A 22,709-nucleotide genomic window follows, 5' to 3' on the forward strand; every position below is an offset into this window, starting at 1 on the left:
TTAATTTCTATCAATAACATCTCCAGAACCTAAAGAGTTACTATCTATTTGTGAAGGTTTTCCTTTGTAATATACACTTCCAGAGCCTACTACTGTAGCTTTAATTTTGTTACTAACGGTAGCTAATACATCACCAGAACCAGCAATGCTAGCTTTTAAAGAGTTAGTTTTTAAATCGTAACCTTTTACATTTCCAGAACCACCAATAGCACATTTTAAGTTATCAGTTTTTCCTTTTAGCTTAATATTTCCTGATCCACCTATAGATGTTTTAACTGTGTTAGCTTCAACACTAGCAGTTATATTTCCTGACCCACCTATAGCAAAAGACGCCTCATCAGCTCGTATACGTTTTTTAGCAATTACATTTCCTGATCCACCTAAAGCAATTGACTCTATATCTTCAAAAGGAACAGTAACTATTAGTTTTTTTGTGGTTTTAATATTAGTATTTTCTTTAAAGTGAATATTTAACTTTCCTCTTTTTACTTCGGTTTCAATATATTTTAAAATATTATCTTCTCCTTCTAAGGTTATTTTACCTTCAGTTCCATCAATTAGATAAACATCAAAGGAACCTCCAACATTCACTTTGTCAAAAGAACTAATCTTTCTGGTTTCAGTAATAACTTTTCCGTTACCTTTAATTTTTTTAGAACTCCACCAACTTTGAGAGTTAACGGTGAACGATAAGAGAATTAAAACGGTAGTAATAAGTTGTTTTTTCATTTTTAGTTATATTTAGCGTTAGTATGATGTCATTTAGCTTTAAAATCTTTAGTATAGCTTATATTGTAGCTAGTATTTTATCATTGTTTTTTATTGATGTTGATAAACCTATTACAGAGCTAATCTTAAAAATTTTTTCATTACAGTTTTTATCTTTTTTATACTTGAGTTCTTCTCAAAAAATAAATTATTGGTATCTACTTATTTTAATGAGCTCTGTTGTATCAGACGCCCTTTTTATTTTTGAGGAAGACTTTTTAAAGGGAGGCGTTTTTTTATTGTTATTAAATAGAGTTTTATATTTAATAATAGCAAGAAAGGCTATGTACAAAACAAAACTTAAAACATTGCTTACCTACCTTATACCAGGTTTAATACTTTTTTTAATTATTTCGGTTTTATTAAGACCCTATTTAAAAGAACTTTCGTACTCAATTTTTATAATATGCTTTTTGAATGCGACTATAGTAGGGATAACTTTTTTCAATTTTTTGAATAAAATGAGTAAAGAAAATTTATTTTTCTTCCTAGGAATCTTTCTAATTATTACTGCTGATTTTCTAATAGCATATAATAAATATATAGATTATAAACTCTACTATGTTGTCACATATACTATAGTGTATTATGTGGCTCGTTATTTAATTTGTGTCTCTATGATAGAGAAAAAGAGAGTCTTTAATCATTCAGTTTTAAAGAAACGCCTCCGTATCTAGACTTTATAGTAATGGTAGAACTTGAATTATTTTTACCAAAAGTACCTTCATAATATTTTTTAGATGATTTATTAATGCTTTTAAACATTTTTACATGATCATCAGGATATCCAAATCCAGCATAGCCTAAGTCAACAATAAAATTAAAGTTGTTGTCACTACTAGTGCCAAGTTTAATTCCAGCATAACTACCATCAATAACAATACTTTGAAAACCTTTTTCAATATTTCTAACTCTTACACCACCGTAATCGGTATTAATTTTTAAGTTCTTTCTAAGAGTTCCTATTTTTATGCTAGCATAATCAGAATTACCATTAATGTTTGAGGCATCATCTACAGAAATACTTCCATAATCACTATTAAAATCAACATCGGTTGCAGTACCAATTTTCATGGTAGAATAATCTGCGTTTACTTTTAAGCTTTCTGATTTTTGAATGGTTAACTTAGAGTAATCAACACTTAAGTTTCCTGATTTCATAAAGTTAATTTCAGAAGTACCACAATAATCTAAATTAATGTTATTAGTTTCATTTAATAATTGGTCAATTTGTATTTTACCATAATCACAATTAATATTAGATTTACCTTCTAGTTTATCTAGCTCAATGTTTCCGTATTTATTGTTTAAATCAGCATTGTTGGTGATTGGCATTTTAACAAAGTAGTTAATCTTATAGTTTGTGTTATTGCTACCCCACCAAGACCAGCTTGATTTTGTTTTTTCAATAATGGTTCTGGCTTCTACTAAACTAGGTGTAGATTCAAATTGAACATCAATTGCTTTTAACTTACGTTCAACGTTAGATAAGTCATTACCTTTAACGGTTATTTTGACATTAATCTCTATTCTGTTTTCGTTCCAAGTAGCTACATTTACATTACCATATTTGTTGTTAATGTATAAGGTTGCGTTTTTGTTAACAGAAAAAGTTTTACGTATGTTTTTGCTTTTTTCGTGTTTTTTATCATTAGCTACCAAAAGTGTAGGAATGAATAGCAGTAGGAAAAGTATTTTATATAATTTCATCTTCTAATATTTCTAATTTTGCAGGGTTTTGTTGTAATTCTAATCGTAAAAGAAGTTTTTCTAATACATCTAATCGTTGTTGATAATTTTGTATCATTTCTCTGATAATTTGATGTTTATTTTCTCTTTTAGATAGTTCTTTTACGAGCGTTTTGTATTGGTCTTCTAGCTCTTCAATTTCATTTAAAGAATCTTCAATAACCATTTCAGTTTCTAAACTTCTGTATTGTTCAACTTCCTTTAACTCTTGATTTATGGTCGTAACAAAAAAGTTTTGAGCTTCTGCCATCTTAGGTGAAATATCGGCTAAGTCGTAGGTGTTTTTTTGTTGGTAACTACCAAGATAAAATCCTAAAACTAATACAACTGACGCTGCTATGCTCATCCAAAAATAAGATGGTTTTTTAGCTCGTTTTGGCGACTCTAGTTTTCGTTGAAATCGATTTAAATGTCCTTGATGAGGTTCAAAAACATCAAAATCATTTTCTTTAAAAAACTGATGTAGTTTATCCTCCATATATTTGTGTTTTATTAGTATTAGCTGCTAATACTTGTTTTAACTTCTTTTTTGCTCTAGATACTGTTGTTCGCACATTTTCATTAGTGTAATTTAATATCTGAGCGATTTCATCATAATCATAACCTTCAATAAGATTCAAGGTCAATACAATTCTGTAATTATCCTTTAAACTTTGTAAACAGTTTATAACTCTTTTAACTTCTAAAGAACTATAGTCTATCTCAATATCTTCTACTTCATAGCTAGGAATCACGTCCATTCGTACTTCATCATATCGAGTAACTTTTTTTAATTGGGTTAAACTCTTGTTAATTACAATTCTTTTTAACCATGCACCAAAAGTAACTTCACCTTTAAAGCTATCTAACTTCATAAAAGCAGTTAAAAATGCTTCTTGAATTAAATCTTCTGCTTCGAACTCGTCTTTTAAAATACGATATGATGTATTATACATAGCTTTGTAATAGCTCTGATATACCTGCATTTGTGCAGAATTATCGTTTTTTCTACAGCGTTCGATTAGTTGGTTGATATGTGTTTGTTGCGACTCCAATGAAATCATTCTATACTAGAGACAATTTAACTTTTAAATTGTGACAGTTTACATCAATAAAAATAAATATTTTTCAGTTTCTAAGCTTTGGTGTTTGTTATTTTATTGATAATTAACTGGTTGGATGTTTGTTTTTTTGTTGAAGTTGAGGAAGCAATGCTAAGTAAAAAAAATGAATCAAAATATGTATATTTGACACAATGGTTAACAGTGTTAAAATTATTGAATGTCCAAGGGATGCTATGCAAGGAATTAAAAGCCATTTTATTCCCACAGAGACGAAGGCTAAATACATCAATTCACTGTTAAAAGTGGGATTTGATACGATTGATTTTGGAAGTTTTGTGTCACCAAAGGCAATTCCGCAGATGAGAGATACAGCTGAAGTTTTGTCAAAATTAGATTTATCATCTACTACAAGTAAACTTTTAGCAATTGTAGCAAATGTAAGAGGAGCAAATGATGCATCACAGTTTGAAGAGATTGATTATTTAGGGTATCCTTTTTCAATATCAGAGAATTTTCAAATGCGTAATACGCACAAAACAATAGATCAATCTATAGATACCTTAAAGGAAGTATTAGCTATCGCTAATCGAACAAATAAAGAGGTAGTAGCTTATTTGTCAATGGGGTTTGGTAATCCGTATGGAGATCCTTGGAGTGTTGAAATAGTAGGAGAATGGACGGAAAAGCTTTCGTCGTTTGGCGTTAAAATCTTATCTTTGTCAGACACAATTGGGAGCTCAACGCCTGAAGATATAGACTACTTATTTTCAAACTTAATACCTAGTTACCCTCAAATAGAATTCGGAGCTCATTTACATACAACACCAACTAAATGGCATGAAAAAGTTGACAGTGCTTTTAAAGCAGGTTGCCGACGTTTTGATGGAGCTATTAAAGGGTATGGAGGTTGTCCGATGGCTAAAGATGAGTTAACAGGGAATATGCCAACTGAAAAATTACTGTCTTATTTTACGGCAAATAAAGTAGCAACCAATATTAAACCAATGAGTTTTGAAAGTGCTTATAACAAGGCACTAGAAGTTTTTTTATAGATGATGAGGTTAAATATTATTTTTCTTTTTTTCTTTTTCTCAGCTTTTTCTCAATCTAAGGATAGTGAAAGAATAGGAGTGTGGGATGTGAATGGAAGTAAAATAATTAAAAATCAGTCAGTAAGTGATGAATTAGCAGCTTATTATTGGGGAGAGTTTAATAGAATTTTTCCAAAAGAACTGACTCAGAAATACATAAAACGTATTGTTTTAATGACGGATGGTGTAGATGAAAAAACAGGAGCCTTGGTTGCATTGAGTTCAAAGAATGACAAATGGCAATTAGAAATTGATATAAGAGACGTTAATTTTGAAACAAAAGATAAAAGAAGATTACACGAGTCAGTGTATACTTTAGTTCATGAGTTTGGACATTTACTAACACTAAATAGAACTCAAATAAGGCCAACGAATAAAAGAAAACAAGAAGAAGGAGAGCTATATTTAACTCTTGAGGGAGAGGCCTATAAAGATAGTTATATTAATAGGTTTGTTAATATATTTTGGAAAGGAGCATTATTAAACCGTTGGGATGTTATTCAACGAAAATACTGTTATACAGAGGCAAATTGTGTAGAAAAATTATATGATTTATATTTAAATAACAGAACAGAGTTTCTTACAGACTATGCAGCGGAAAGTCCAGAAGAAGATATTGTTGAAAGCTGGACAGCTTTTGTGTTAAGACCTAAAATAAAGAAACCTAGAACTATAGCACATAAAAAAATAAACTTCTTTTACCAATTCCCTGAATTGGTAGAATACAGAAAAATGATAAGACAGAACACACGTCAATATCTTCATTAGAATTCGTAAATTTGGTTTTCTTATAAAAAAAGCCAAATGAAGCAATTTAAAATCCTATTACTACTTTTAATAACTTACACTTTAGTTAGTTGTGGTTCTTCCCAAAAGAAAAATAATTCAACTTCTTCAGAAACAACATATCAGTTTAAAAAAGATACTGATAAAACCTATTTCACAATATTACAGTTAAATGATGTATATGAAATTGCTCCAATTCAAGGAGGAATGTATGGAGGGATGGCAAGAGTTGAAACCGTACATAAGCAGCTTTTAGAGGAGAGTAAGAATACCATGTTAGTATTGGCGGGAGACTTTTTATCACCCTCTTTACTAGGAACAATGAAATATAATGGAGAAAGAGTAAGAGGAAAACAAATGGTAGAGGTTATGAATGCTATGAATTTTGACCTTGTAGCATTTGGAAATCACGAATTTGATTTAAGTTTTACACACCTACAAGATCGTTTGAATGAGAGTAAGTTTGATTGGATTTCTGCCAATGTATTACATAATGTTGACGGTAAGCATTCTTATTTTCATAAAGTAGTTGATGGTAAAAAACAAAGCTTAAAAGATACTTTTATTAAAGAATTTAAAAACCCTGATGGAACTACTTTAAAAGTAGGATTTATAAGTGTTTGTATTCCATCTAATCCTAAAAGTTATGTGCATTATGGAGATATGTATAAAGAAATACAACGTTCTTATAACGAAATAAAAGACAATGTTGATATTGTATTAGGCTTAACCCATGCATCACTTACACAGGATAAAGAAATAGCAAAACTTTTACCAAACGTGCCATTAATTATTGGAGGACATGAGCATACAAATAGTTATACCGAGGTAGGTGAGGTAACAATAACAAAGGCAGATGCTAACGCAAAAACAGCCTATATTCATAGGTTTGAATACAATCCAAAAACGAAAGGAGTTAACTTTAAATCTGAGTTAAAAGAAATTAATAAATCGATTCCTTTTGATGCTAAAGTAAAAGAGGTTGTTGATAAATGGCAAGTAGTTTTAGAAGATAAAATTCAAGAAGTAGTATCGAATCCTTATGAGGTAATATATAAAGCAACAGAACCTTTAGATGCAAGAGAAAGTACTATTAGAACGGTACAAACCAATATGGGAAAAATCATTGCAGAATCTATGAGTTTAGCATATAATAATGAAGTAGATTGTGCTTTAGTAAACGGAGGGTCTGTACGAATAGATGATGTTTTATCTGGAGATGTAAATGCTGTAGATATTTTTAGAGTATTACCTTATGGAGGCGAGATTTTAAAAGTTAAAATTAAGGGAAGTTTATTAAAGGAAGTATTAGATTTTGGTGTTGAATCTTCAGGAACAGGTGCCTACTTACAACGATTTAATGCAAAAAAAGTAAATGGACTATGGGAGCTTAAAAATGGAAAACTACAAGAAAATCAAACTTACACAGTTGCTTTTTCAGATTATTTGTTAAGAGGACTTGATATTCCTATGCTCTCAAACAAAAGTGAAGGAGTTATAAATGTTTATACACCTGAGGTAGGAGAGGTAGCCTATGATATACGTAAAGCAGTTGTTAACTTTCTTAAACAAAATCAGATTTAAAACTCTGTATATTAATTAAGTAGTTAAAACTGTTGAAAATTATTTAAAATAAGTCTTAATAAGATTTGCAAGGTTAGATTTCTTATATAAATTTGCCGAATAAAATTAATTAAAACTTAATCTAAATAAAATGAAAAGAGTAATCCTTTCTATGATAGCTGTTTCAGCTTTGGTATTTACTTCATGTTCAAGTGATGATGAACCTGTAAATTCAGTAAAAGCACCAGCAACTTATAAATTTGAAAGAAATAATGAGTCTACAGTAAGTTTTTCTGGACAAACGACTCGAATTAAAATGGCTACTGAATTAATTACTGCATTAAAAAATACAGCAAAAACAGAAGCGGATTTAAACAAAATGTTTGCACATGCTGAAGGAGATGCAGATTTTACTGATGCAACATTAAACGCTTCAGGTAAAAATGTACGTAGTAAAACAGCAGCTTCAGCAGAGTTCTTTTCAGCAAACACAACAGAAGCGAATGCTATAAAAGCTCAATTTGATGCTTGGATAAAAGAGCAGGTAGATGTTGTATTTCCAAACTGGGATGTTGACGCAGTTGCTGGAACAGCAGGTAAACTTCAACAAAATGGAGGAGGATCTATTAGATACATAAATGGAAAAGGAGTTGAGTTAAACCAAATTTTTGCAAAATCATTAATCGGAGGTTTAATGGTTGATCAAATGTTAAATAATTATTTAGGTACAGCTGTCTTAGATGCAGGAAGTAATGTTACTAACAACGATAAGGATGTTGTAGAGGAAGGAAAAAGTTATACAACAATGGAGCATAAGTGGGATGAAGCTTACGGTTATTTATATGGTAACGAAGCTAATCCAGCTGAACCAGTATTAGAAGCAGATAAGTTTTTAAACGAATATTTAGCAAAAGTAAATGGAGATGCTGATTTTGCTGGTATAGCAGATGATATTTACAACGCATTTAAATTGGGAAGAGCTGCTATTGTTGCAAAAAACTATGATGTTCGTAACAAGCAAGCAGAAATCATTCGTGAAAAAATTTCACATGTAATTGCAATTAGAGGAGTATATTACTTACAACAAGGTAAAAATAACTGGGCAACAGATAAGGCAGCAGCATTTCATGCTATTTCTGAAGGTTTAGGATTTATCTATAGTTTACAGTTTACTCGTAAAAACAATGCTAAAGAAGCATATTTTACAAAGGCAGAAGTAGAAGGGTTATTAGAAGACTTATTAGGAACAGGAAATGGATTATGGGAAGATACTACACCAGCAACATTAGATACTGTTTCAGAAACAATCGCTGCTAAATTTAACTTCACTGTTACAGAAGCAGGGAGCTAACAAGCAAATAATTTAAGAATTCTTATAAAAAGTAGTTATGATTTCATAGCTACTTTTTATATTTGCAAAAGTTTTATTTAGAATAAATAGAAATAAAAATGATTAAAAAGTTTTTACCTTTCCTATTACTTGCAGTTATAGTTTACGCATGTAGTTCAGATAGTTCAGATAACCCAACACCATCAGATGGCTTTGATAGAGGAGAAATACTAACACATTTAGCAGATAATATTATCATTCCTTCTTTTGAAGCGTTTGATAGCCAGTTAACTACGTTAGAAACAAAAGCTACTTCTTTTACAGATACTCCAAATGCAACAACTTTAGCAGAAGTGCGTACCGCTTGGTTAAATGCTTACAAAGCATGGCAACATGTAGAAATGTTTAACATAGGTAAGGCAGAAGAGTTAGGAGTAGAAAGCTTTGTTTTTTTCTTTAATATTTATCCTGTAACAGTTGCAGATGTTGAAAGTAATATAAGTAACGGAACATACGATTTAAATAGTTCTAATAATCACGATGCTCAAGGTTTTCCTGCATTAGATTATTTATTGTACGGAGTAGCAGCAAACGACACTGCTATTTTAGAAAAATATACAACAGATGCAAATGCCGCTAATTACAAAAAGTATATAACTGATGTGATTGCTCAAATGAGTGGATTAACAACGACAATTCTTAATGATTGGAAAGGAAGTTATAGAGATCAATTTGTTGCCTCTACGGGCAATACAGCTAGTTCATCATTAAATAAGTTGGTAAACGATTTTATTTTTTATTATGAAAAAGGCTTAAGAGCTAATAAGTTTGGAATACCAGCAGGAAACTTTTCATCAACACCATTGCCAGAAAAAGTAGAAGCATATTACAATCGAGTAGCATCAAAAGCATTAGCATTAGAAGCATTAAATGCTGTTCAAGATTTTTTTAACGGAAATAACTTTAACGCAGCGGGTTCTGGAATTAGTTTTAAAAGTTATTTAGAGTACTTAAAAAGAGGAGATTTAGTAAACTTAATAAATGCACAGTTTAATACAGCTGAAACACAGGTTGGTACATTAAATGATGATTTTTATCAACAAATAAACACAGACAATACTCAAATGACAAAAGCATTTGATGAGTTGCAAAAAGTAGTGGTGTATCTTAAAGTTGACATGCTACAAGCATTTAATGTTAGCGTAGATTATGTTGATGCCGACGGAGATTAATCACTGAAAAAAAATTATAAAGCTGTCTATGAAAATAGGCAGCTTTTATTAAAAAAATAACTTAATAGTCATACTTTTTGTAGGTGAAGCATATCATAAAATGATTTCTAAAAACTACCTTTCAAAGCAAATAAATTCAGCCCCTTTGGCTGTTTTTCGTGTTTTTTTTGGGATTATGATGCTTTTTGGTATCATCCGATTTTGGTACCATGGTTGGATAGAAAAACTATATGTGCAACCTACATTTCACTTTTCATATTACGGTTTTGAATGGGTAAAACCTATTGGGAATTACACATATTTACTATTTGTAATTAGTGGTTTATCAGCAGCATTCGTAGCTTTAGGGTTTAAATATAGATTAGCTATTGTAACATTTTTTCTAAGCTTTACTTATATAGAGTTAATGGATAAAACAACCTATTTAAACCATTACTACTTTATAAGCATACTAAGTTTTGTACTAATCTTTTTACCAGCAAACGCTCGTTTTTCTTTAGATGCTTACCTAAGAAAAAGAGAATATATAAATGTGCCAAAATGGACAATTGATAGCGTAAAATTGCTATTAGGAATTGTTTACTTTTATGCTGGTTTAGCAAAATTAAATTCTGATTGGTTATTTAGAGCACAACCTTTAAAAATATGGTTGCCGTCAAAATACGATTTACCATTTATAGGAAATAACTTAATGCAACAAGAATGGTTTCACTACGCGATGAGTTGGAGTGGAGCTTTGTATGACTTATCAATTCCTTTTTTATTACTATACAAAAGAACACGTCTGTTAGCTTTCGGATTGGTCGTATTCTTCCATGTATTCACTAGGGTTTTATTTCCTATAGGCATGTTTCCTTTTATAATGATTGTTGCAACACTCATTTTTTTCGATGCTTCTTTGCACGAGAAAATTATTCAATTTATAAAGAGAGTGTTCTCAATTTCATCAGAAACAGTTGAAGAAGTCAAAGATTACACATATACAAAACTTAAAAAGAAAGTCATCCTATCAATCTTAGGAACTCTTTTTGTACTTCAAATTCTATTACCATGGCGTTACTTATTGTATCCAGGAGAATTATTTTGGACAGAAGAAGGTTTTCGTTTTTCGTGGCGAGTTATGTTAATAGAAAAAGCAGGCTATGCAAATTTTAAAATTGTAGATGGAGAAACAGGGAAGTTTTTTTATGTAAACAATGCTGATTTTTTAACCTCTTTTCAAGAAAAGCAAATGAGTTTTCAGCCTGATTTTATTTTGGAATATGCTCATTATTTAGGAGATCATTTTAAAAAAGACGGTCACAAAAATATAGAAGTCTATGTAGAAAGTTTTGTAGCATTAAACGGACGATTAAGTCAACCATATATAAACTCAAAGGTAGATTTATATAAACAAAAAGAAAGTTTTAAACACAAAGATTGGATATTACCTTTTACTGATAAAATTAAAATTTATGGACTATAAATACATGTTCAAACACACACAATTAGCTCAAAATATAGTAAAGTTAGTATGTGTATTGTTATTTTTTACAGCTTCAACTTTTGCTCAAAACAAAGTTTCAGGAGTGGTAACCTCTGAAATAAATACGAAGTTGCAAAATGTAAAAGTATATAACAAAACGGGTAGATTGTTAGCAGAGACTAACAGTAAAGGATTTTATCAGTTTACAGCAGAAAAAGAACAATTAGAATTGTTGTTCTATGTAGAAGATTACCAATTAAAAGAAGTTAAAGTAACTGTTGTAAAAGACGTTGTATTAAATGTTCAATTAAACTCTTTTTCTGAAGAGCTATCAGAAATACAAATCAAAGCACAACGAAGAAAAGTGTTTGAGTTAAAGCGCTTAAAAGATGTGGAAGAAACGGCAATTTTTGCAGGAAAAAAGACAGAAGTTGTTTTAGTAAATCAATCTACAGCTGCGTTAGCTTCTAATAATGCACGCCAGTTATACAGTCAAGTAGCAGGATTAAACATTTTTCAAAATGACGATGCAGGTTTACAATTAAATATTGGTGGTAGAGGATTAGACCCTAACAGAACATCCAATTTTAATACACGTCAAAACGGATACGATATTAGTGCAGATGTGTTAGGGTATCCAGAAAGTTATTATACACCACCAGCGGAAGCATTGAATGAAATTCAAATTGTAAGAGGGGCTGCTTCGTTACAATATGGAACGCAGTTTGGAGGACTAGTTAACTTTATAATGAAGAAACCAAACCCTAACAAACCATTAGAAATAATTACAAGAAATACCTTAGGAAGTAATAACTTATTTACCAATTTTACAAGTATTGGAGGAACCAAAGGTAAATTTAGCTACTACGGATATTATAATTACAAGCAAGGAGATGGTTTCCGTCCGAATTCTGAATTCGATTCAAAAAATGCCTTTACACATTTAGGATATGAGATTTCAGACAGAACAAAGTTAGAAGCAGAAATAACATATTTGAAATATGTAGCTCAGCAAGCTGGAGGGTTAACTGACGCTATGTTTGTAGAAAATCCTTTTCAGAGTAATAGAGAACGTAATTGGTTTCAAGTAGATTGGTTTTTGTACAACCTTAAGTTGGCTCATCGTTTTTCAGATAAAACAAATTTCACGTTTAATTTCTTTGGTTTAAATGCTTCAAGAGACGCGGTAGGATATAGAACCAATAGAGTTAGTGATGAAGACCCAGGGAGAGAAAGACAAGTTATAAAAGGAGATTTTAATAACTTCGGATTTGAAGCTAGGTTATTATCAGAATATGAGTTATTCAATAAAAAAGCTACTTTTTTAATAGGGAGTAAGTTTTATAAAGCAAATAACACATCAGCGCAAGGCCCGGGATCTGAATTGTCAGATGCTGACTTTAAAATTTACTCAGAAGAGTATCCAAACTATCCAAGACAATCAAACAGTACATTTCCTAATTTAAATATTGCATTGTTTGGAGAGAATATTTTCTATTTAAATGATCAATGGTCAGTAACTCCAGGTTTTCGTTTAGAACATATAAAAACCGAAAGAGAAGAATTCATAACTGATATTACTACTGATGCAGCGGGGAATGTGATAAATAGAAATGAAAGAGACGAGGAAGAAACAAAAGAACGTACTTTTTTACTATTAGGAGTAGGAACTAGTTATAAGCCTAACACCTCAATAGAATTTTACGGGAATGTTTCACAAAACTACCGTTCAGTAACCTTTGCAGATATCAGTACTGCAAATCCTGCTTTTGCAATAGCAGAAGATATTACAGATGAAAAAGGATTTACAGCCGATATAGGAGTAAGGGGAGATTTTAATAAAGTTGTATCATATGATGTAAGTGTTTTTGGACTTTTTTATAATGATAGAATAGGTATTTATACAAGATCAGATGGTAAGCCAGAAAGAGATAATATTGGGGATGCAAGAATTCTTGGTGTAGAGAGTCTTTTTGATTTGAACCTAAAAAAGATGTTTGATATAAATAGCGATTATAACTTTAATTACTTTGTAAATACTTCCTATACAAACTCAGAGTATACCTCTTCAATAGCAAATGGAATTGTAGGTAATAAAGTAGAATTTGTGCCAGAATTTAACTTTAAAACCGGTGTTAAGTTCGGATATAAAAACTTATTATCAAGTTTACAATATACTTACCTAACACAACAATTTTCTGATGCATCGAATGCTGTTATAGCAGACTCAAATTCAAGTATCGCTAAAATAAGTGGAGTAGTAGGTGAAATTCCTGCTTATGGAGTATTAGACTTCTCAGCTTCTTACAAATACAAAATTTTCAAGTTAGAAGCAGGAGTAAATAACCTGTTAGACGAAAAATACTTTACACGAAGGGCAACAGGATATCCAGGACCAGGTATTATACCATCCGCTCCGAGAAACTGGTATGTAACATTACAGTTCAAAATTTAAAATAAAGGGAGAAGCTTCGGTTTCTCCCTTTTTTACTCGGTAGAAAAAAGAGAAGTTTTACAAAAGAGAATTTTCTCTAAAGCTCTTATAAATTATTAACAAACTATTTTTTCTTTTCTTTTTATAATTGTAAATTTAGCCAATAACCAAATTAAAAAATTATAAAAGATGGGAAACCCAGTAAACGTTAACGGAGTTACATTAACATTAAAAGACTTTAAAAAATTTGACACCAATATTAGTGTTGATAATGTACCTACAGGCCCTTTAGTAAACATGTCTAGAGATGAATCTGGAAACAGTACAACTCCTAACACCGTAACGGTTTTAGCTTACTTACCAGACAATACATTAAACCCAGTAGATAACACAAACGGATTACAACTACAAGGAAACGAAATCTATTTAAACTACTACGGAGTAACGCCAACACAAATCTTAAATAAAGATGGTGGATACGATACGGTAAGTTGTAGAGACTTTAGAGTAGAGTTTAATTGTGATGAAGTAGCTAGCCAATACGACTTATATTATGTACAGTTTGCCTATCAATTAGATGAAGGAACTCCATCTGTAGATATGATTTTAGTACGTAGCGAAAATGATGATCCAGAAACTGATAGAGGAACTGTAACTACTCCTGTTAATGGACAAGGTTAAGAGGCAATTTTTATTTGTTATTCTAATAATAAACATTAGTTGTTTTTCTCAAGAAAAAAAAACTAGCGATTTAATCCTTCTTTACAAGAAGACTTCCTTAATTTGTAAGGAGGATGGTAATAGTTTTTTTTGTAAAGCTTTTACTTTCTATAAAAATAAGGAATATGATTCTTGTTTTGTATATAGTGGGAGAGCCTTATTAAATAATATTAACACAGAACAAAGGAATATATTAAATTATATTCAAGGGACTTCTGCTATTCGTAAAGGAATATATAAGAAAGCTTTGTCTAGTATTTTGTTAGTTCCAGATAGTAGTATATATAAAAGCTTAAAGTATGAGAAACTAGGTAGAATTTATTTAGAAATGAAAGATTATGAAAAATCTATTCTCTATTACAATAAATTTCTAAAACTTGATGAAGATTTAGTATTAGAGGTTAAAAAAAGTACCTATCATAATCTAGGACTAAATTATATTCATAAAAAAGAATATCAAAATGCAAATGAATATTTTACAAAAGAATATTTGCTTATAAAGGAAGAAGATACAGCAGCTTTAATAACAACTAAAATGGAGTTAGCAAATGTATATTATAATCAATATTTAGATGATGAAGCCATTCCGTTGTTTAAAGAAGCATATGAGTTAGCAAAAAGTTTTTCTGATTTTGAATTGAAGCAAAACTCAGCTAGAAACATGGCGGTTGTGGAGAAGAATAGAAAAAACTACCAAAAAAGTGTAGAATATTATATGGAGTATGGTCGTTGGAAAGACTCTATTTGGAACCGTGATAAAATTTGGGAGCTGACAGAAAAAGACAAACAATTAGCTGTAGCCCAAAAGCAACAAGAAATAGCATTACAAGAAGAAGAATTAAAACGTCAAGCAGTAGTGCAAAAGAGTTTAGTAATTGGAGCTTCGGGTTTATTAGTTTTTCTGGGGTTTTTAGGCTATTTTTATAGAGAGTTAAAAAGTAAAAATAGGTTTATAACTCAGCAAAAAGAGGAGTTAAACGTAGCTAACAAAACGAAAGACTATTTATTTTCTGTAGTATCTCACGATTTACGTTCACCAATTAATACAATTAAGCGACAACACGAAAAGCTAAAACGACAGTTAAAAAACAAAGAGTATGATGCGGTAAGTGAAACGACGAACAATGCTATTGCGTTAACTGAAAGCACGAGTCACTTATTAAACAATGTATTGCATTGGTCGTTAGAGCAAAACAATCAGCTATCGTTTAAAGCAGAAGAATATCCTTTAAAACCGTTGGTAGAACAGGCTGTTTATAACTTTGAAGAAATTGCAGAAGCTAAAAACATTGTACTAACTACAAAGTTGGAAGCTACTATTTTAGTAAAAGCAGACAAGGAATCCTTAAAAATAGTATTGAGAAATTTGTTAGATAATGCACTAAAATACACAGGAGAAAACGGCAAGATTGAAGTAAAAACCTATAACGACTCTGAAGAATTTAGTACAATTGAGATTAAAGACACAGGTTTTGGAATTTCAGAAGAAAAACTAGCAAAAATAAAAGGATTAGAAGACTTAAGTATTGACAAAATTAACAGATCTGAGGGCGTAGGGTTAGGTATGTTACTGTGTCAAACGCTTATTAAAAAGAATAATGGAAAATTACTCATAGATAGTGAGTTGGAAGTGGGGACAACTATACGAATTTTGTTACCCAACGCAAGCGCATAAATTATGAAAAAACTACAATTACTATTGCTAGAAGACTTAGAAGAAGAAGCTTTAGAACTTTCTTCTTTTTTAGAAGATAATGATTATGAGGTATCATTAGCAAAAAATGCGGTAGAAGCAGAAAAGTTAATTAGAAATCGCTTTTTTGATGTTATTATTTTAGACATCATGATAAACGGAAGACCAGACGGAATTTCGTTAGCACACCGTTTGAATAAAGAAGGAATTAACGTACCGTTTTTATTCCTAACAAGTATGCAAGGAAGAGAAATTTTTGATGAAGCAAAACTAACCAATCCGTTAGTATATCTTTTAAAGCCGTATAACAAACTAGAATTGTTATTCTCTTTAGAATTGGCAATTGAGTCGTGTTATCAGCAAAACAACAGTATTAGTTTAGCATCAAACAATGGTGTAATAAGTCCATCTTTTTTATTCATAAAGAAAAAAAGAAGCGTGGTTAAAGTAGATGTAGCTGCTATAAATTATGTAGAAGTAAAGGAAAAATACTGTAGTATAATTTGCGACTCAGGAAACTACCTAATAAAATTATCGTTAACTAAGTTAAAAGATATGCTGTCTAATCCAGATTTTAGACAAGTACATAGAAATTACTTAGTTAACGTAAAGAAAATCAAAGAAATTTACTTTGAAGATAATCTTATTGTCTTAGATAATGACGAAAAAATACTCTTTAGTGAGCGTTATAAAACAGCATTTATAAAAGACAATACAATTTTTAGGTAGTTATACCACTTTAGAAACTAAACTTATTACAAAGCCAAGGCCATTTTCGATATTAGAAATAGCTTTGGCTTTTTCATTATTACTAATAGTAGCGTCATCAATCAGTTTAAGTGTTTTTATGGCGTTTGCATTGGTAATTTTACTTTCCTTAATAAAAGCATCCACTTCACTAAGTTTTAAATTAGTTAAACTAGCCAATTGTTTGTTAAACTCAGCATCAGTTTGTGAAGCTGCTTCTTTAGCTACATTGTTCCAGTCTATAGAATTCATAATCGTTATTTTTCAGAAATTACTTTTTCAATGGTTATCAATTTATTTAATGCATTTCCAGTTTTATCAATACTCTGATTAATGGTGTTTTCAACCTTTTTTATATTAATTTTATCACCTGTAAGTTGATTTATTGCTGACAAAGCATCACTTTCCGTAGTTTTTACTTTCACTGCAGAGTTAATTAAGTTTTGAAGCGAAGTAGTCGCTTTACTATAATCACTATAATTAGAATTTAGCTGGTTTAAAATATCTTGTCTTTGTGAATCCAAAATACTTTGAAGTGAATCTTTTTTGTGATTAATAATAGGAACAATACTATTTAGAATATTAGGTAGTTCTTTTTTATAATCTAAAGAATCTGGTAATAAACCCTCAAACTTTTTTAATAGCGTAGGGGTGTACTTATTTTCAATAAATAAATTGATTTTTTCTTTTCGCTCATCAAAAAGTCTGTTGACTAAAGATACATTTAGCTGATGCATATTATCAGCTTCTTTAATAACTTCTTTAGTAAGTGTTACAGTAGAGCTTGGAATACTGGCGCAGGAAAAAAGAAAAAACGAAAAAACAGATACGTAAAAGTATTTCATAAGTATAGTTAATTTATAATAAAAAAGAGGTTGCTACAGTATTGAGCTAAGTTCGGTTAGTATGCTGTAAGCTCTATTATAAATAATTACTTAACGTAACAACCTCTTTGTTTTTTAGTTATTTTGTATTGGTTTTTGGTATGATAAAAATGGATTTAACTCTATCTATAATGCCTTGTAGTATGCTAAAAATGGCTTCCGAAGAAAACCCTCCAATCAAAGCCAAAACTCCTTTATTAAAAAGGTTGATATCTTCAGGGCTTTTGGTGTAAAATGAAATAATTTCCGACATGATAAGTCCAGCAATAATACCAAGTACTATTTGAGCCAAATAAGAAATTGACTCCTCTGAAACCATGGTTGATTCTCTAATAGAATCGCTAACTCTTTTCAATAAATAAAAAATAACTCCTAAACCAGCAACAGATGCTAAGTAGGAGAGGTTTAAAAGGAGTGGTAATCCAGAGTTATTCATTAAACCTTTATCTAATGAGTTATTATTTACATCAGGAGAAAGTGCAGTAACAATGAATAAAACCAAAAAGAAAAGCGCTAAGAAAATAAGATTCCTTACTATAGGAAGTTTACTGAAAATAGATTTATTTTCTCCTTCATCACGAAGAGCTTTTGTGTATTCTATCGATTTTGGTGTTGCAGGAGCAATGTTTTTAACAAGAATGTTATGCGCATTTATCAAATCGTTTAAATTCTTACTTTCAATTAAAGAATTTACCTCTGTATTAATAACAGTACCATTATAAATAGCATAGGATAGCATGTTGTTAATTTCAGTAATCAATTCTTTAGATACTTTAGGGTAAACACCATTACTATTAGTGCTAACAATTTTTTTATTATCTTTTTGAAGGGTATTGTTTTCCATTGCGTTGATTTTGTGAGTTCTAATATATGCAAAAGCAACATAAATGTAAAAAAATAGTAAGAAGAAAATAGGCTAAAAACCTTTAGCGTATAAAACTTGATTATTAACGTGGTAGATAAAAGACTAAAAAGAGATAGCTTTAATTATTAACATTAAAAAAAGTGATTTACTTAACTTAAAATTAAAGATTGTTTTTGCATTATTTGTAGTATATTTGCATGCAATTAATTAACAACACACTAAATTGATTGCATATGCAAGCTCATCAAGCTAAAATATTAGGGGAAGGATTAACGTACGACGACGTTTTATTAGTTCCTGCCTACTCAGAAGTACTTCCAAGAGAAGTTTCAATCCAAACAAAATTTACAAGAAACATAACAATCAATGTTCCAATAGTATCTGCAGCTATGGATACGGTAACTGAATCTGCTATGGCAATTGCTATTGCAAGAGAAGGAGGAATAGGAGTGTTACATAAGAATATGACAATTGAGCAACAAGCTCAAGAAGTTCGTAAGGTAAAACGTGCTGAAAGCGGAATGATAATCGATCCGATTACTTTGTCGTTAAGTGCAATCGTTTTAGATGCTAAACAAGCAATGCGTGAGCATAAAATTGGAGGTATTCCAATTGTTGATGAAGCAGGAAAATTAGTAGGAATTGTAACGAATCGTGATTTGCGTTTCGAAAAAAATAACGAGCGTCCTATTGTTGAAGTTATGACATCTGAAAACTTAGTAACAGTTGCAGAAGGAACTTCTTTAAAAGATGCTGAAGTTATCTTGCAAGAAAACAAAATAGAAAAATTACCTGTTGTTAATGATGATGATAAGCTAGTAGGACTAATTACTTTTAGAGATATTACAAAGCTTACACAAAAACCAATAGCTAATAAAGACTCATATGGACGTTTACGCGTAGCTGCTGCATTAGGCGTAACGCACGATGCAGTTGATAGAGCAGAAGCCTTAGTAAATGCTGGAGTAGATGCTGTAATCATAGATACAGCTCATGGACATACCAAAGGAGTGGTTTCTGTATTAAAAGAAGTAAAAGCTAAATTCCCTGAATTAGATGTTGTTGTAGGGAACATTGCAACCCCAGAAGCAGCTAAATATTTAGTAGAAGCTGGAGCAGATGCAGTAAAAGTAGGAATAGGACCAGGATCTATTTGTACAACACGTGTGGTAGCAGGTGTAGGATTCCCACAATTTTCAGCAGTATTAGAAGTAGCAGCTGCTATTAAAGGAAGTGGAGTTCCTGTAATTGCTGATGGAGGTATTCGTTATACAGGTGATATTCCAAAAGCTGTTGCAGCTGGAGCAGACTGTGTAATGTTAGGATCATTATTAGCAGGAACCAAAGAATCTCCAGGAGAAACGATTATTTACGAAGGAAGAAAATTCAAATCGTATCGTGGAATGGGATCTGTTGAAGCCATGAAACAAGGGTCAAAAGATCGTTATTTCCAAGATGTAGAAGACGACATTAAAAAGTTAGTTCCAGAAGGAATTGTAGGACGTGTTGCTTATAAAGGAGAATTACAAGAAAGCATTCACCAATTTGTAGGTGGGTTACGTGCAGGTATGGGATACTGTGGAGCAAAAGATATTGAGACCTTAAAAAATACGGGGAAATTTGTTCGTATTACTGCAAGTGGAATTAACGAAAGTCACCCACACGATGTTGCTATTACTAAAGAAGCACCTAACTATAGTAGACGATAAAATATAAAGGTATTATTACCTTAATTAAGGTAAAGGTAAAAGCTGTTAATTTAAATATTAACAGCTTTTTTAATTATATTTTAAAAAGTAAGAAGTAAAATTGTTTTTTGAATTAAAAAATCTTTTTTTTGCTATCAAATTAAAATTGTTTTTTGAATAGTAAAAAAAATACACTACTACTTTTTTTGTTGTCCCCTCTTTTTATCTTCAGTCAAAATTTAGATAAGATAGGCAAGTCGCCATTATTTAAAGTAACAGGAGGAGTTGGGGTAAACACAGTATATTATAACGGAAATTCTAATAGAGAACCTTTTACTTATTTTTTATCAGGAAATGTCAATTTAAATGTTAGTGACATTTATAATATTCCAGTTTCTTTTTCATATTCAAATAGTAAGTTTCAAGCTAACACACCATTTACTTTTAATAGGTTAAGTATTCATCCAAGCTATAAGTGGGTAACAGCACATGTTGGAGATGTAAATATGAGCTTTTCACCTTATACATTAAACGGACATCAATTTACTGGTGTCGGTTTTGATTTGTCTCCTAAAGATAAATTAAAAATAAGTTTAATGTATGGTAGGTTATTAAAAGAAAGAGAGTTTAGTGAAGATAATTTAAATGGAGAAGCTAATTACAAACGAATTGGATATGGAATTAAAGCTTCTTATAAGTTTGATAAGTTAACAGCAGGAGTTATTTTTTTTAGAGCAAAAGATGATATAGAGTCATTAAATAACCCAATTCCAATAGAAAAAGATGTACTGCCTAAAGATAATACAGTAATAAGCTTTAATACAGAACTAGATTTTTTTAAAGACTTAAAGTTAAAGGGAGAAGTAGCTTTATCAGCATTAACAGAAGATACAAGGGTTGAAGGAGAAAGCAATCATTTTGCCTCTTTTTTGTTATCAAGTAATCCAACAACTCAATATTATAAAGCATATAATTTAAACTTTGTTTATAAAGTAGGAAGGGGAGCAATTGGATTAGGGTATGAGTTAATTGACCCTAATTATAGAACTTTAGGAGGGTATTTTTTTAATAATGATTTAGAAAACTTAACTGTAAACGCTTCTCAAACCATTTTTAAAGATAAGTTATCTATAAACTTAAACGCAGGTTTACAAAATGACGATATAGACAATACAAAAGCTACACGGTTAAGTAGATTGGTTAGTTCCATAAACTTAGGGTATAATGCAAGTGAAAAATTAAATGTTAGTGCGGGGTATTCTAATTTTCAATCTTATACTAATATTAAAAACCAATTCGACTTTATAAATGGTGTATCTCAAATAGAGGAAGAGCTGGACCAAGATAATATAAGTCAGATTTCACAAAATGCAAATGTGAATGTAAATTATACTTTAGAAGAAACTCCAAGTACTAGACAAAATTTAAACTTTAGTTTGTCTTTTCAAGATGCTGTAAACAAAATAGGCGATGAAGTTAGAGAAGAAGATACATCTTCGTTTTATAATTTTACAGGAGCATATACTATTGGGTACCCTGATTCAGATTTAATGATTTCAGGAGCTATCAATGCTAGTTATAGTGAGTTAGGAATAACAGATGAGAACCTAATTTTTGGACCTACAATTTCTGCAACTAAAGGGTTTTTAGAAAAAAAACTAAAGTTAAATGGCTCGTTAAGTTATAACGAAAGCATTATTAATGGAGATAGAGAAGGTCAAGTAACTAATTTAAGGACAGGAGCAAGATATGTATACCATAAAAGGCATAATTTTAATTTAAATGGACTTCTTCAATTAAGAAGCTCAACTAATATTTCGAATAATAGTATTACCGTAACATTTGGATACACATATGATTTTGGAATTTTTAATTCTAAAAATATCAAGTTTAAAAGAAAACCAAAGGCAAAAAAAGAGAAAAAAGTAAAGAAGATTAAAAAGCCTATTAGATTTATTTACAAAGACTCTTTATACGAAGGAACAATTCCTGAAATAAGCTTTAGGATTAAAGAATTGATAGAATCAAAAAGTTTTAACGACGTACCCAAAAAGATAAGTAAGAAGTTACAGGATGAGAGAATACAAATTGCTAAAGAAAAAAGTAATAGAGTTTATAAGATAAAAGCGATTCAATTACTTGATGATATATATAAGTCTAAAGAATATTTAAAAGATTATAATGAGTTAATATATCAAGCTTTAATAGGTGTTTATAAAAGTGCTGTGTATTTGGATTATCCTACAGAACAAGATTACTTGAAAAATAAAAAAGAAATAAGAAAGCATGTTTTATGGTATAAAACATTAAAAGAAAGAGCAACTTACCCAGAAACATTACAAATTGAATTTAACAAAATGAATCAAGTACTGAGAAGGTCTCATAAAAAATTACTTGTTCACAGGTGGATTGTTTCAAAAATAGAAGAATATGAAACTTTAAAGAGGGTAAAAGAAGATACAGGTGTACTCAGAAAATTTAGAGAAGCAAATGCATCTAAAATTTATAAGATGTTTAAAATGAGTGAGAAAAAAAAGAAAATAAAATTATATTTGCAAGGACTCGTAATAGAGTTTTTAGCGAAAGAATCAGAAAAACATATTGATGAGAGTCAATATGAATTAAAATATATGGACTAACCCCTTTACCCT

Annotated in this window: 20 protein-coding genes; 13 read left to right on the plus strand and 7 right to left on the minus strand. The window is 30.5% G+C overall.

Translation table 11 applies throughout. The features are described from left to right. Window positions 1-729 carry a head GIN domain-containing protein gene (locus D6T69_RS08170; RefSeq protein ID WP_125067278.1) on the minus strand — a complete coding sequence of 243 codons (729 nt, stop codon included), beginning with the start codon at window positions 727-729 and terminating at the stop codon, window positions 1-3. Between the two features lie 26 nt (window positions 730-755). On the opposite strand from D6T69_RS08170, the gene D6T69_RS16225 reads away from it, so the two are divergent. Beyond that, a complete protein-coding gene (locus D6T69_RS16225) occupies window positions 756-1,445 on the plus strand; it encodes a lysoplasmalogenase family protein (RefSeq protein ID WP_369919152.1) in 690 nt (229 codons plus the stop codon). Here D6T69_RS16225 and D6T69_RS08180 read toward each other — a convergent pair. Genes D6T69_RS08180 through D6T69_RS08190 form a run of 3 tightly spaced genes read right to left on the minus strand, consistent with a single transcriptional unit; the run spans window position 1,408 to window position 3,560 of the window. Further along, window positions 1,408-2,478: a hypothetical protein gene (locus D6T69_RS08180; RefSeq protein WP_125067280.1), complete on the minus strand. Its 1,071-nt coding sequence runs from the start codon at window positions 2,476-2,478 to the stop codon at window positions 1,408-1,410. The two genes, D6T69_RS16225 and D6T69_RS08180, sit on opposite strands and share 38 nt — an antisense overlap. Further along, complete coding sequence (locus tag D6T69_RS08185) at window positions 2,465-2,995, minus strand: hypothetical protein (RefSeq protein WP_125067281.1); 531 nt, start codon at window positions 2,993-2,995, stop codon at window positions 2,465-2,467. Before D6T69_RS08185 ends, D6T69_RS08180 begins: the two co-directional genes overlap by 14 nt. Further along, window positions 2,985-3,560 carry an RNA polymerase sigma factor gene (locus D6T69_RS08190; protein WP_125067282.1) on the minus strand — a complete coding sequence of 192 codons (576 nt, stop codon included), beginning with the start codon at window positions 3,558-3,560 and terminating at the stop codon, window positions 2,985-2,987. Before D6T69_RS08190 ends, D6T69_RS08185 begins: the two co-directional genes overlap by 11 nt. A gap of 191 nt (window positions 3,561-3,751) precedes the next feature. On the opposite strand from D6T69_RS08190, the gene D6T69_RS08195 reads away from it, so the two are divergent. The 10 genes from D6T69_RS08195 to D6T69_RS08240 all read left to right on the plus strand — a co-directional run bounded on the left by D6T69_RS08195 (window position 3,752) and on the right by D6T69_RS08240 (window position 16,603). Further along, window positions 3,752-4,612, plus strand: a complete 861-nt coding sequence (locus tag D6T69_RS08195) for a hydroxymethylglutaryl-CoA lyase (RefSeq protein ID WP_125067283.1) — start codon at window positions 3,752-3,754, stop codon at window positions 4,610-4,612. Further along, window positions 4,613-5,419, plus strand: a complete 807-nt coding sequence (locus tag D6T69_RS08200) for a hypothetical protein (RefSeq protein ID WP_125067284.1) — start codon at window positions 4,613-4,615, stop codon at window positions 5,417-5,419. A gap of 36 nt (window positions 5,420-5,455) precedes the next feature. Beyond that, window positions 5,456-7,021, plus strand: a complete 1,566-nt coding sequence (locus D6T69_RS08205) for a bifunctional metallophosphatase/5'-nucleotidase (protein WP_125067285.1) — start codon at window positions 5,456-5,458, stop codon at window positions 7,019-7,021. A 130-nt stretch (window positions 7,022-7,151) separates the two neighbouring features. Next, window positions 7,152-8,351, plus strand: coding sequence for a DUF4856 domain-containing protein (locus tag D6T69_RS08210; protein ID WP_125067286.1), 1,200 nt, complete (start codon window positions 7,152-7,154; stop codon window positions 8,349-8,351). A gap of 98 nt (window positions 8,352-8,449) precedes the next feature. Further along, the gene (locus D6T69_RS08215; protein WP_125067287.1) at window positions 8,450-9,562 is read left to right on the plus strand and encodes an imelysin family protein; all 1,113 of its coding nucleotides are present in this window, start codon (window positions 8,450-8,452) and stop codon (window positions 9,560-9,562) included. A gap of 100 nt (window positions 9,563-9,662) precedes the next feature. Continuing rightward, a complete protein-coding gene (locus D6T69_RS08220) occupies window positions 9,663-11,027 on the plus strand; it encodes an HTTM domain-containing protein (protein ID WP_125067288.1) in 1,365 nt (454 codons plus the stop codon). Then, entirely contained in the window at window positions 11,017-13,482 is a 2,466-nt protein-coding gene (locus D6T69_RS08225; RefSeq protein ID WP_240628290.1) for a TonB-dependent receptor family protein, read from the plus strand. The genes D6T69_RS08220 and D6T69_RS08225 overlap by 11 nt, the downstream gene beginning before the upstream one ends. A gap of 168 nt (window positions 13,483-13,650) precedes the next feature. Then, window positions 13,651-14,142 carry a hypothetical protein gene (locus D6T69_RS08230; RefSeq protein ID WP_125067289.1) on the plus strand — a complete coding sequence of 164 codons (492 nt, stop codon included), beginning with the start codon at window positions 13,651-13,653 and terminating at the stop codon, window positions 14,140-14,142. Window positions 14,143-14,428: 286 nt separating this feature from the next. After that, on the plus strand, window positions 14,429-15,856 hold the full coding sequence (locus D6T69_RS08235; protein ID WP_164506704.1) for a tetratricopeptide repeat-containing sensor histidine kinase: 1,428 nt from the start codon (window positions 14,429-14,431) through the stop codon (window positions 15,854-15,856). A 3-nt stretch (window positions 15,857-15,859) separates the two neighbouring features. Continuing rightward, the gene (locus tag D6T69_RS08240) at window positions 15,860-16,603 is read left to right on the plus strand and encodes a LytR/AlgR family response regulator transcription factor (RefSeq protein ID WP_047789510.1); all 744 of its coding nucleotides are present in this window, start codon (window positions 15,860-15,862) and stop codon (window positions 16,601-16,603) included. Here D6T69_RS08240 and D6T69_RS08245 read toward each other — a convergent pair whose 3' ends face one another. The 3 genes from D6T69_RS08245 to D6T69_RS08255 all read right to left on the minus strand — a co-directional run bounded on the left by D6T69_RS08245 (window position 16,604) and on the right by D6T69_RS08255 (window position 18,349). Continuing rightward, window positions 16,604-16,873 carry a hypothetical protein gene (locus D6T69_RS08245; RefSeq protein WP_125067291.1) on the minus strand — a complete coding sequence of 90 codons (270 nt, stop codon included), beginning with the start codon at window positions 16,871-16,873 and terminating at the stop codon, window positions 16,604-16,606. 5 nt (window positions 16,874-16,878) lie between these two features. Next, complete coding sequence (locus D6T69_RS08250; RefSeq protein ID WP_125067292.1) at window positions 16,879-17,466, minus strand: hypothetical protein; 588 nt, start codon at window positions 17,464-17,466, stop codon at window positions 16,879-16,881. A gap of 118 nt (window positions 17,467-17,584) precedes the next feature. Then, the gene (locus D6T69_RS08255; protein ID WP_125067293.1) at window positions 17,585-18,349 is read right to left on the minus strand and encodes a hypothetical protein; all 765 of its coding nucleotides are present in this window, start codon (window positions 18,347-18,349) and stop codon (window positions 17,585-17,587) included. 254 nt (window positions 18,350-18,603) lie between these two features. Here D6T69_RS08255 and guaB point away from each other — a divergent pair, with 254 nt between their 5' ends. Then, the gene (gene guaB, locus D6T69_RS08260) at window positions 18,604-20,079 is read left to right on the plus strand and encodes an IMP dehydrogenase (RefSeq protein WP_125067294.1); all 1,476 of its coding nucleotides are present in this window, start codon (window positions 18,604-18,606) and stop codon (window positions 20,077-20,079) included. A 152-nt stretch (window positions 20,080-20,231) separates the two neighbouring features. Next, window positions 20,232-22,697 (plus strand): TonB-dependent receptor, encoded by a 2,466-nt coding sequence (locus tag D6T69_RS08265; protein WP_125067295.1) that lies wholly within the window; start codon window positions 20,232-20,234, stop codon window positions 22,695-22,697. Window positions 22,698-22,709: the final 12 nt, after the last annotated feature.

Origin of the sequence: Tenacibaculum singaporense, assembly GCF_003867015.1 — a bacterium.
In the GTDB taxonomy this organism is placed as follows: Bacteria; Bacteroidota; Bacteroidia; order Flavobacteriales; family Flavobacteriaceae; genus Polaribacter; species Polaribacter singaporensis.

What these genes read in the sequence shown, in the direction of transcription:
- D6T69_RS08230 (WP_125067289.1), top strand. Translation starts at nt 13,651, where the DNA reads ATGGGAAACCCAGTAAACGTTAACGGAGTTACATTAACATTAAAAGAC.
- D6T69_RS08255 (WP_125067293.1), bottom strand. Translation starts at nt 18,349, where the DNA reads ATGGAAAACAATACCCTTCAAAAAGATAATAAAAAAATTGTTAGCACT.
- D6T69_RS08215 (WP_125067287.1), top strand. Translation starts at nt 8,450, where the DNA reads ATGATTAAAAAGTTTTTACCTTTCCTATTACTTGCAGTTATAGTTTAC.
- D6T69_RS08205 (WP_125067285.1), top strand. Translation starts at nt 5,456, where the DNA reads ATGAAGCAATTTAAAATCCTATTACTACTTTTAATAACTTACACTTTA.
- D6T69_RS08185 (WP_125067281.1), bottom strand. Translation starts at nt 2,995, where the DNA reads ATGGAGGATAAACTACATCAGTTTTTTAAAGAAAATGATTTTGATGTT.
- D6T69_RS08195 (WP_125067283.1), top strand. Translation starts at nt 3,752, where the DNA reads ATGGTTAACAGTGTTAAAATTATTGAATGTCCAAGGGATGCTATGCAA.
- D6T69_RS08245 (WP_125067291.1), bottom strand. Translation starts at nt 16,873, where the DNA reads ATGAATTCTATAGACTGGAACAATGTAGCTAAAGAAGCAGCTTCACAA.
- D6T69_RS08240 (WP_047789510.1), top strand. Translation starts at nt 15,860, where the DNA reads ATGAAAAAACTACAATTACTATTGCTAGAAGACTTAGAAGAAGAAGCT.
- D6T69_RS08200 (WP_125067284.1), top strand. Translation starts at nt 4,613, where the DNA reads ATGATGAGGTTAAATATTATTTTTCTTTTTTTCTTTTTCTCAGCTTTT.
- D6T69_RS16225 (WP_369919152.1), top strand. Translation starts at nt 756, where the DNA reads ATGTCATTTAGCTTTAAAATCTTTAGTATAGCTTATATTGTAGCTAGT.
- D6T69_RS08170 (WP_125067278.1), bottom strand. Translation starts at nt 729, where the DNA reads ATGAAAAAACAACTTATTACTACCGTTTTAATTCTCTTATCGTTCACC.
- D6T69_RS08225 (WP_240628290.1), top strand. Translation starts at nt 11,017, where the DNA reads ATGGACTATAAATACATGTTCAAACACACACAATTAGCTCAAAATATA.
- D6T69_RS08210 (WP_125067286.1), top strand. Translation starts at nt 7,152, where the DNA reads ATGAAAAGAGTAATCCTTTCTATGATAGCTGTTTCAGCTTTGGTATTT.
- D6T69_RS08190 (WP_125067282.1), bottom strand. Translation starts at nt 3,560, where the DNA reads ATGATTTCATTGGAGTCGCAACAAACACATATCAACCAACTAATCGAA.
- D6T69_RS08220 (WP_125067288.1), top strand. Translation starts at nt 9,663, where the DNA reads ATGATTTCTAAAAACTACCTTTCAAAGCAAATAAATTCAGCCCCTTTG.
- D6T69_RS08180 (WP_125067280.1), bottom strand. Translation starts at nt 2,478, where the DNA reads ATGAAATTATATAAAATACTTTTCCTACTGCTATTCATTCCTACACTT.
- guaB (WP_125067294.1), top strand. Translation starts at nt 18,604, where the DNA reads ATGCAAGCTCATCAAGCTAAAATATTAGGGGAAGGATTAACGTACGAC.
- D6T69_RS08250 (WP_125067292.1), bottom strand. Translation starts at nt 17,466, where the DNA reads ATGAAATACTTTTACGTATCTGTTTTTTCGTTTTTTCTTTTTTCCTGC.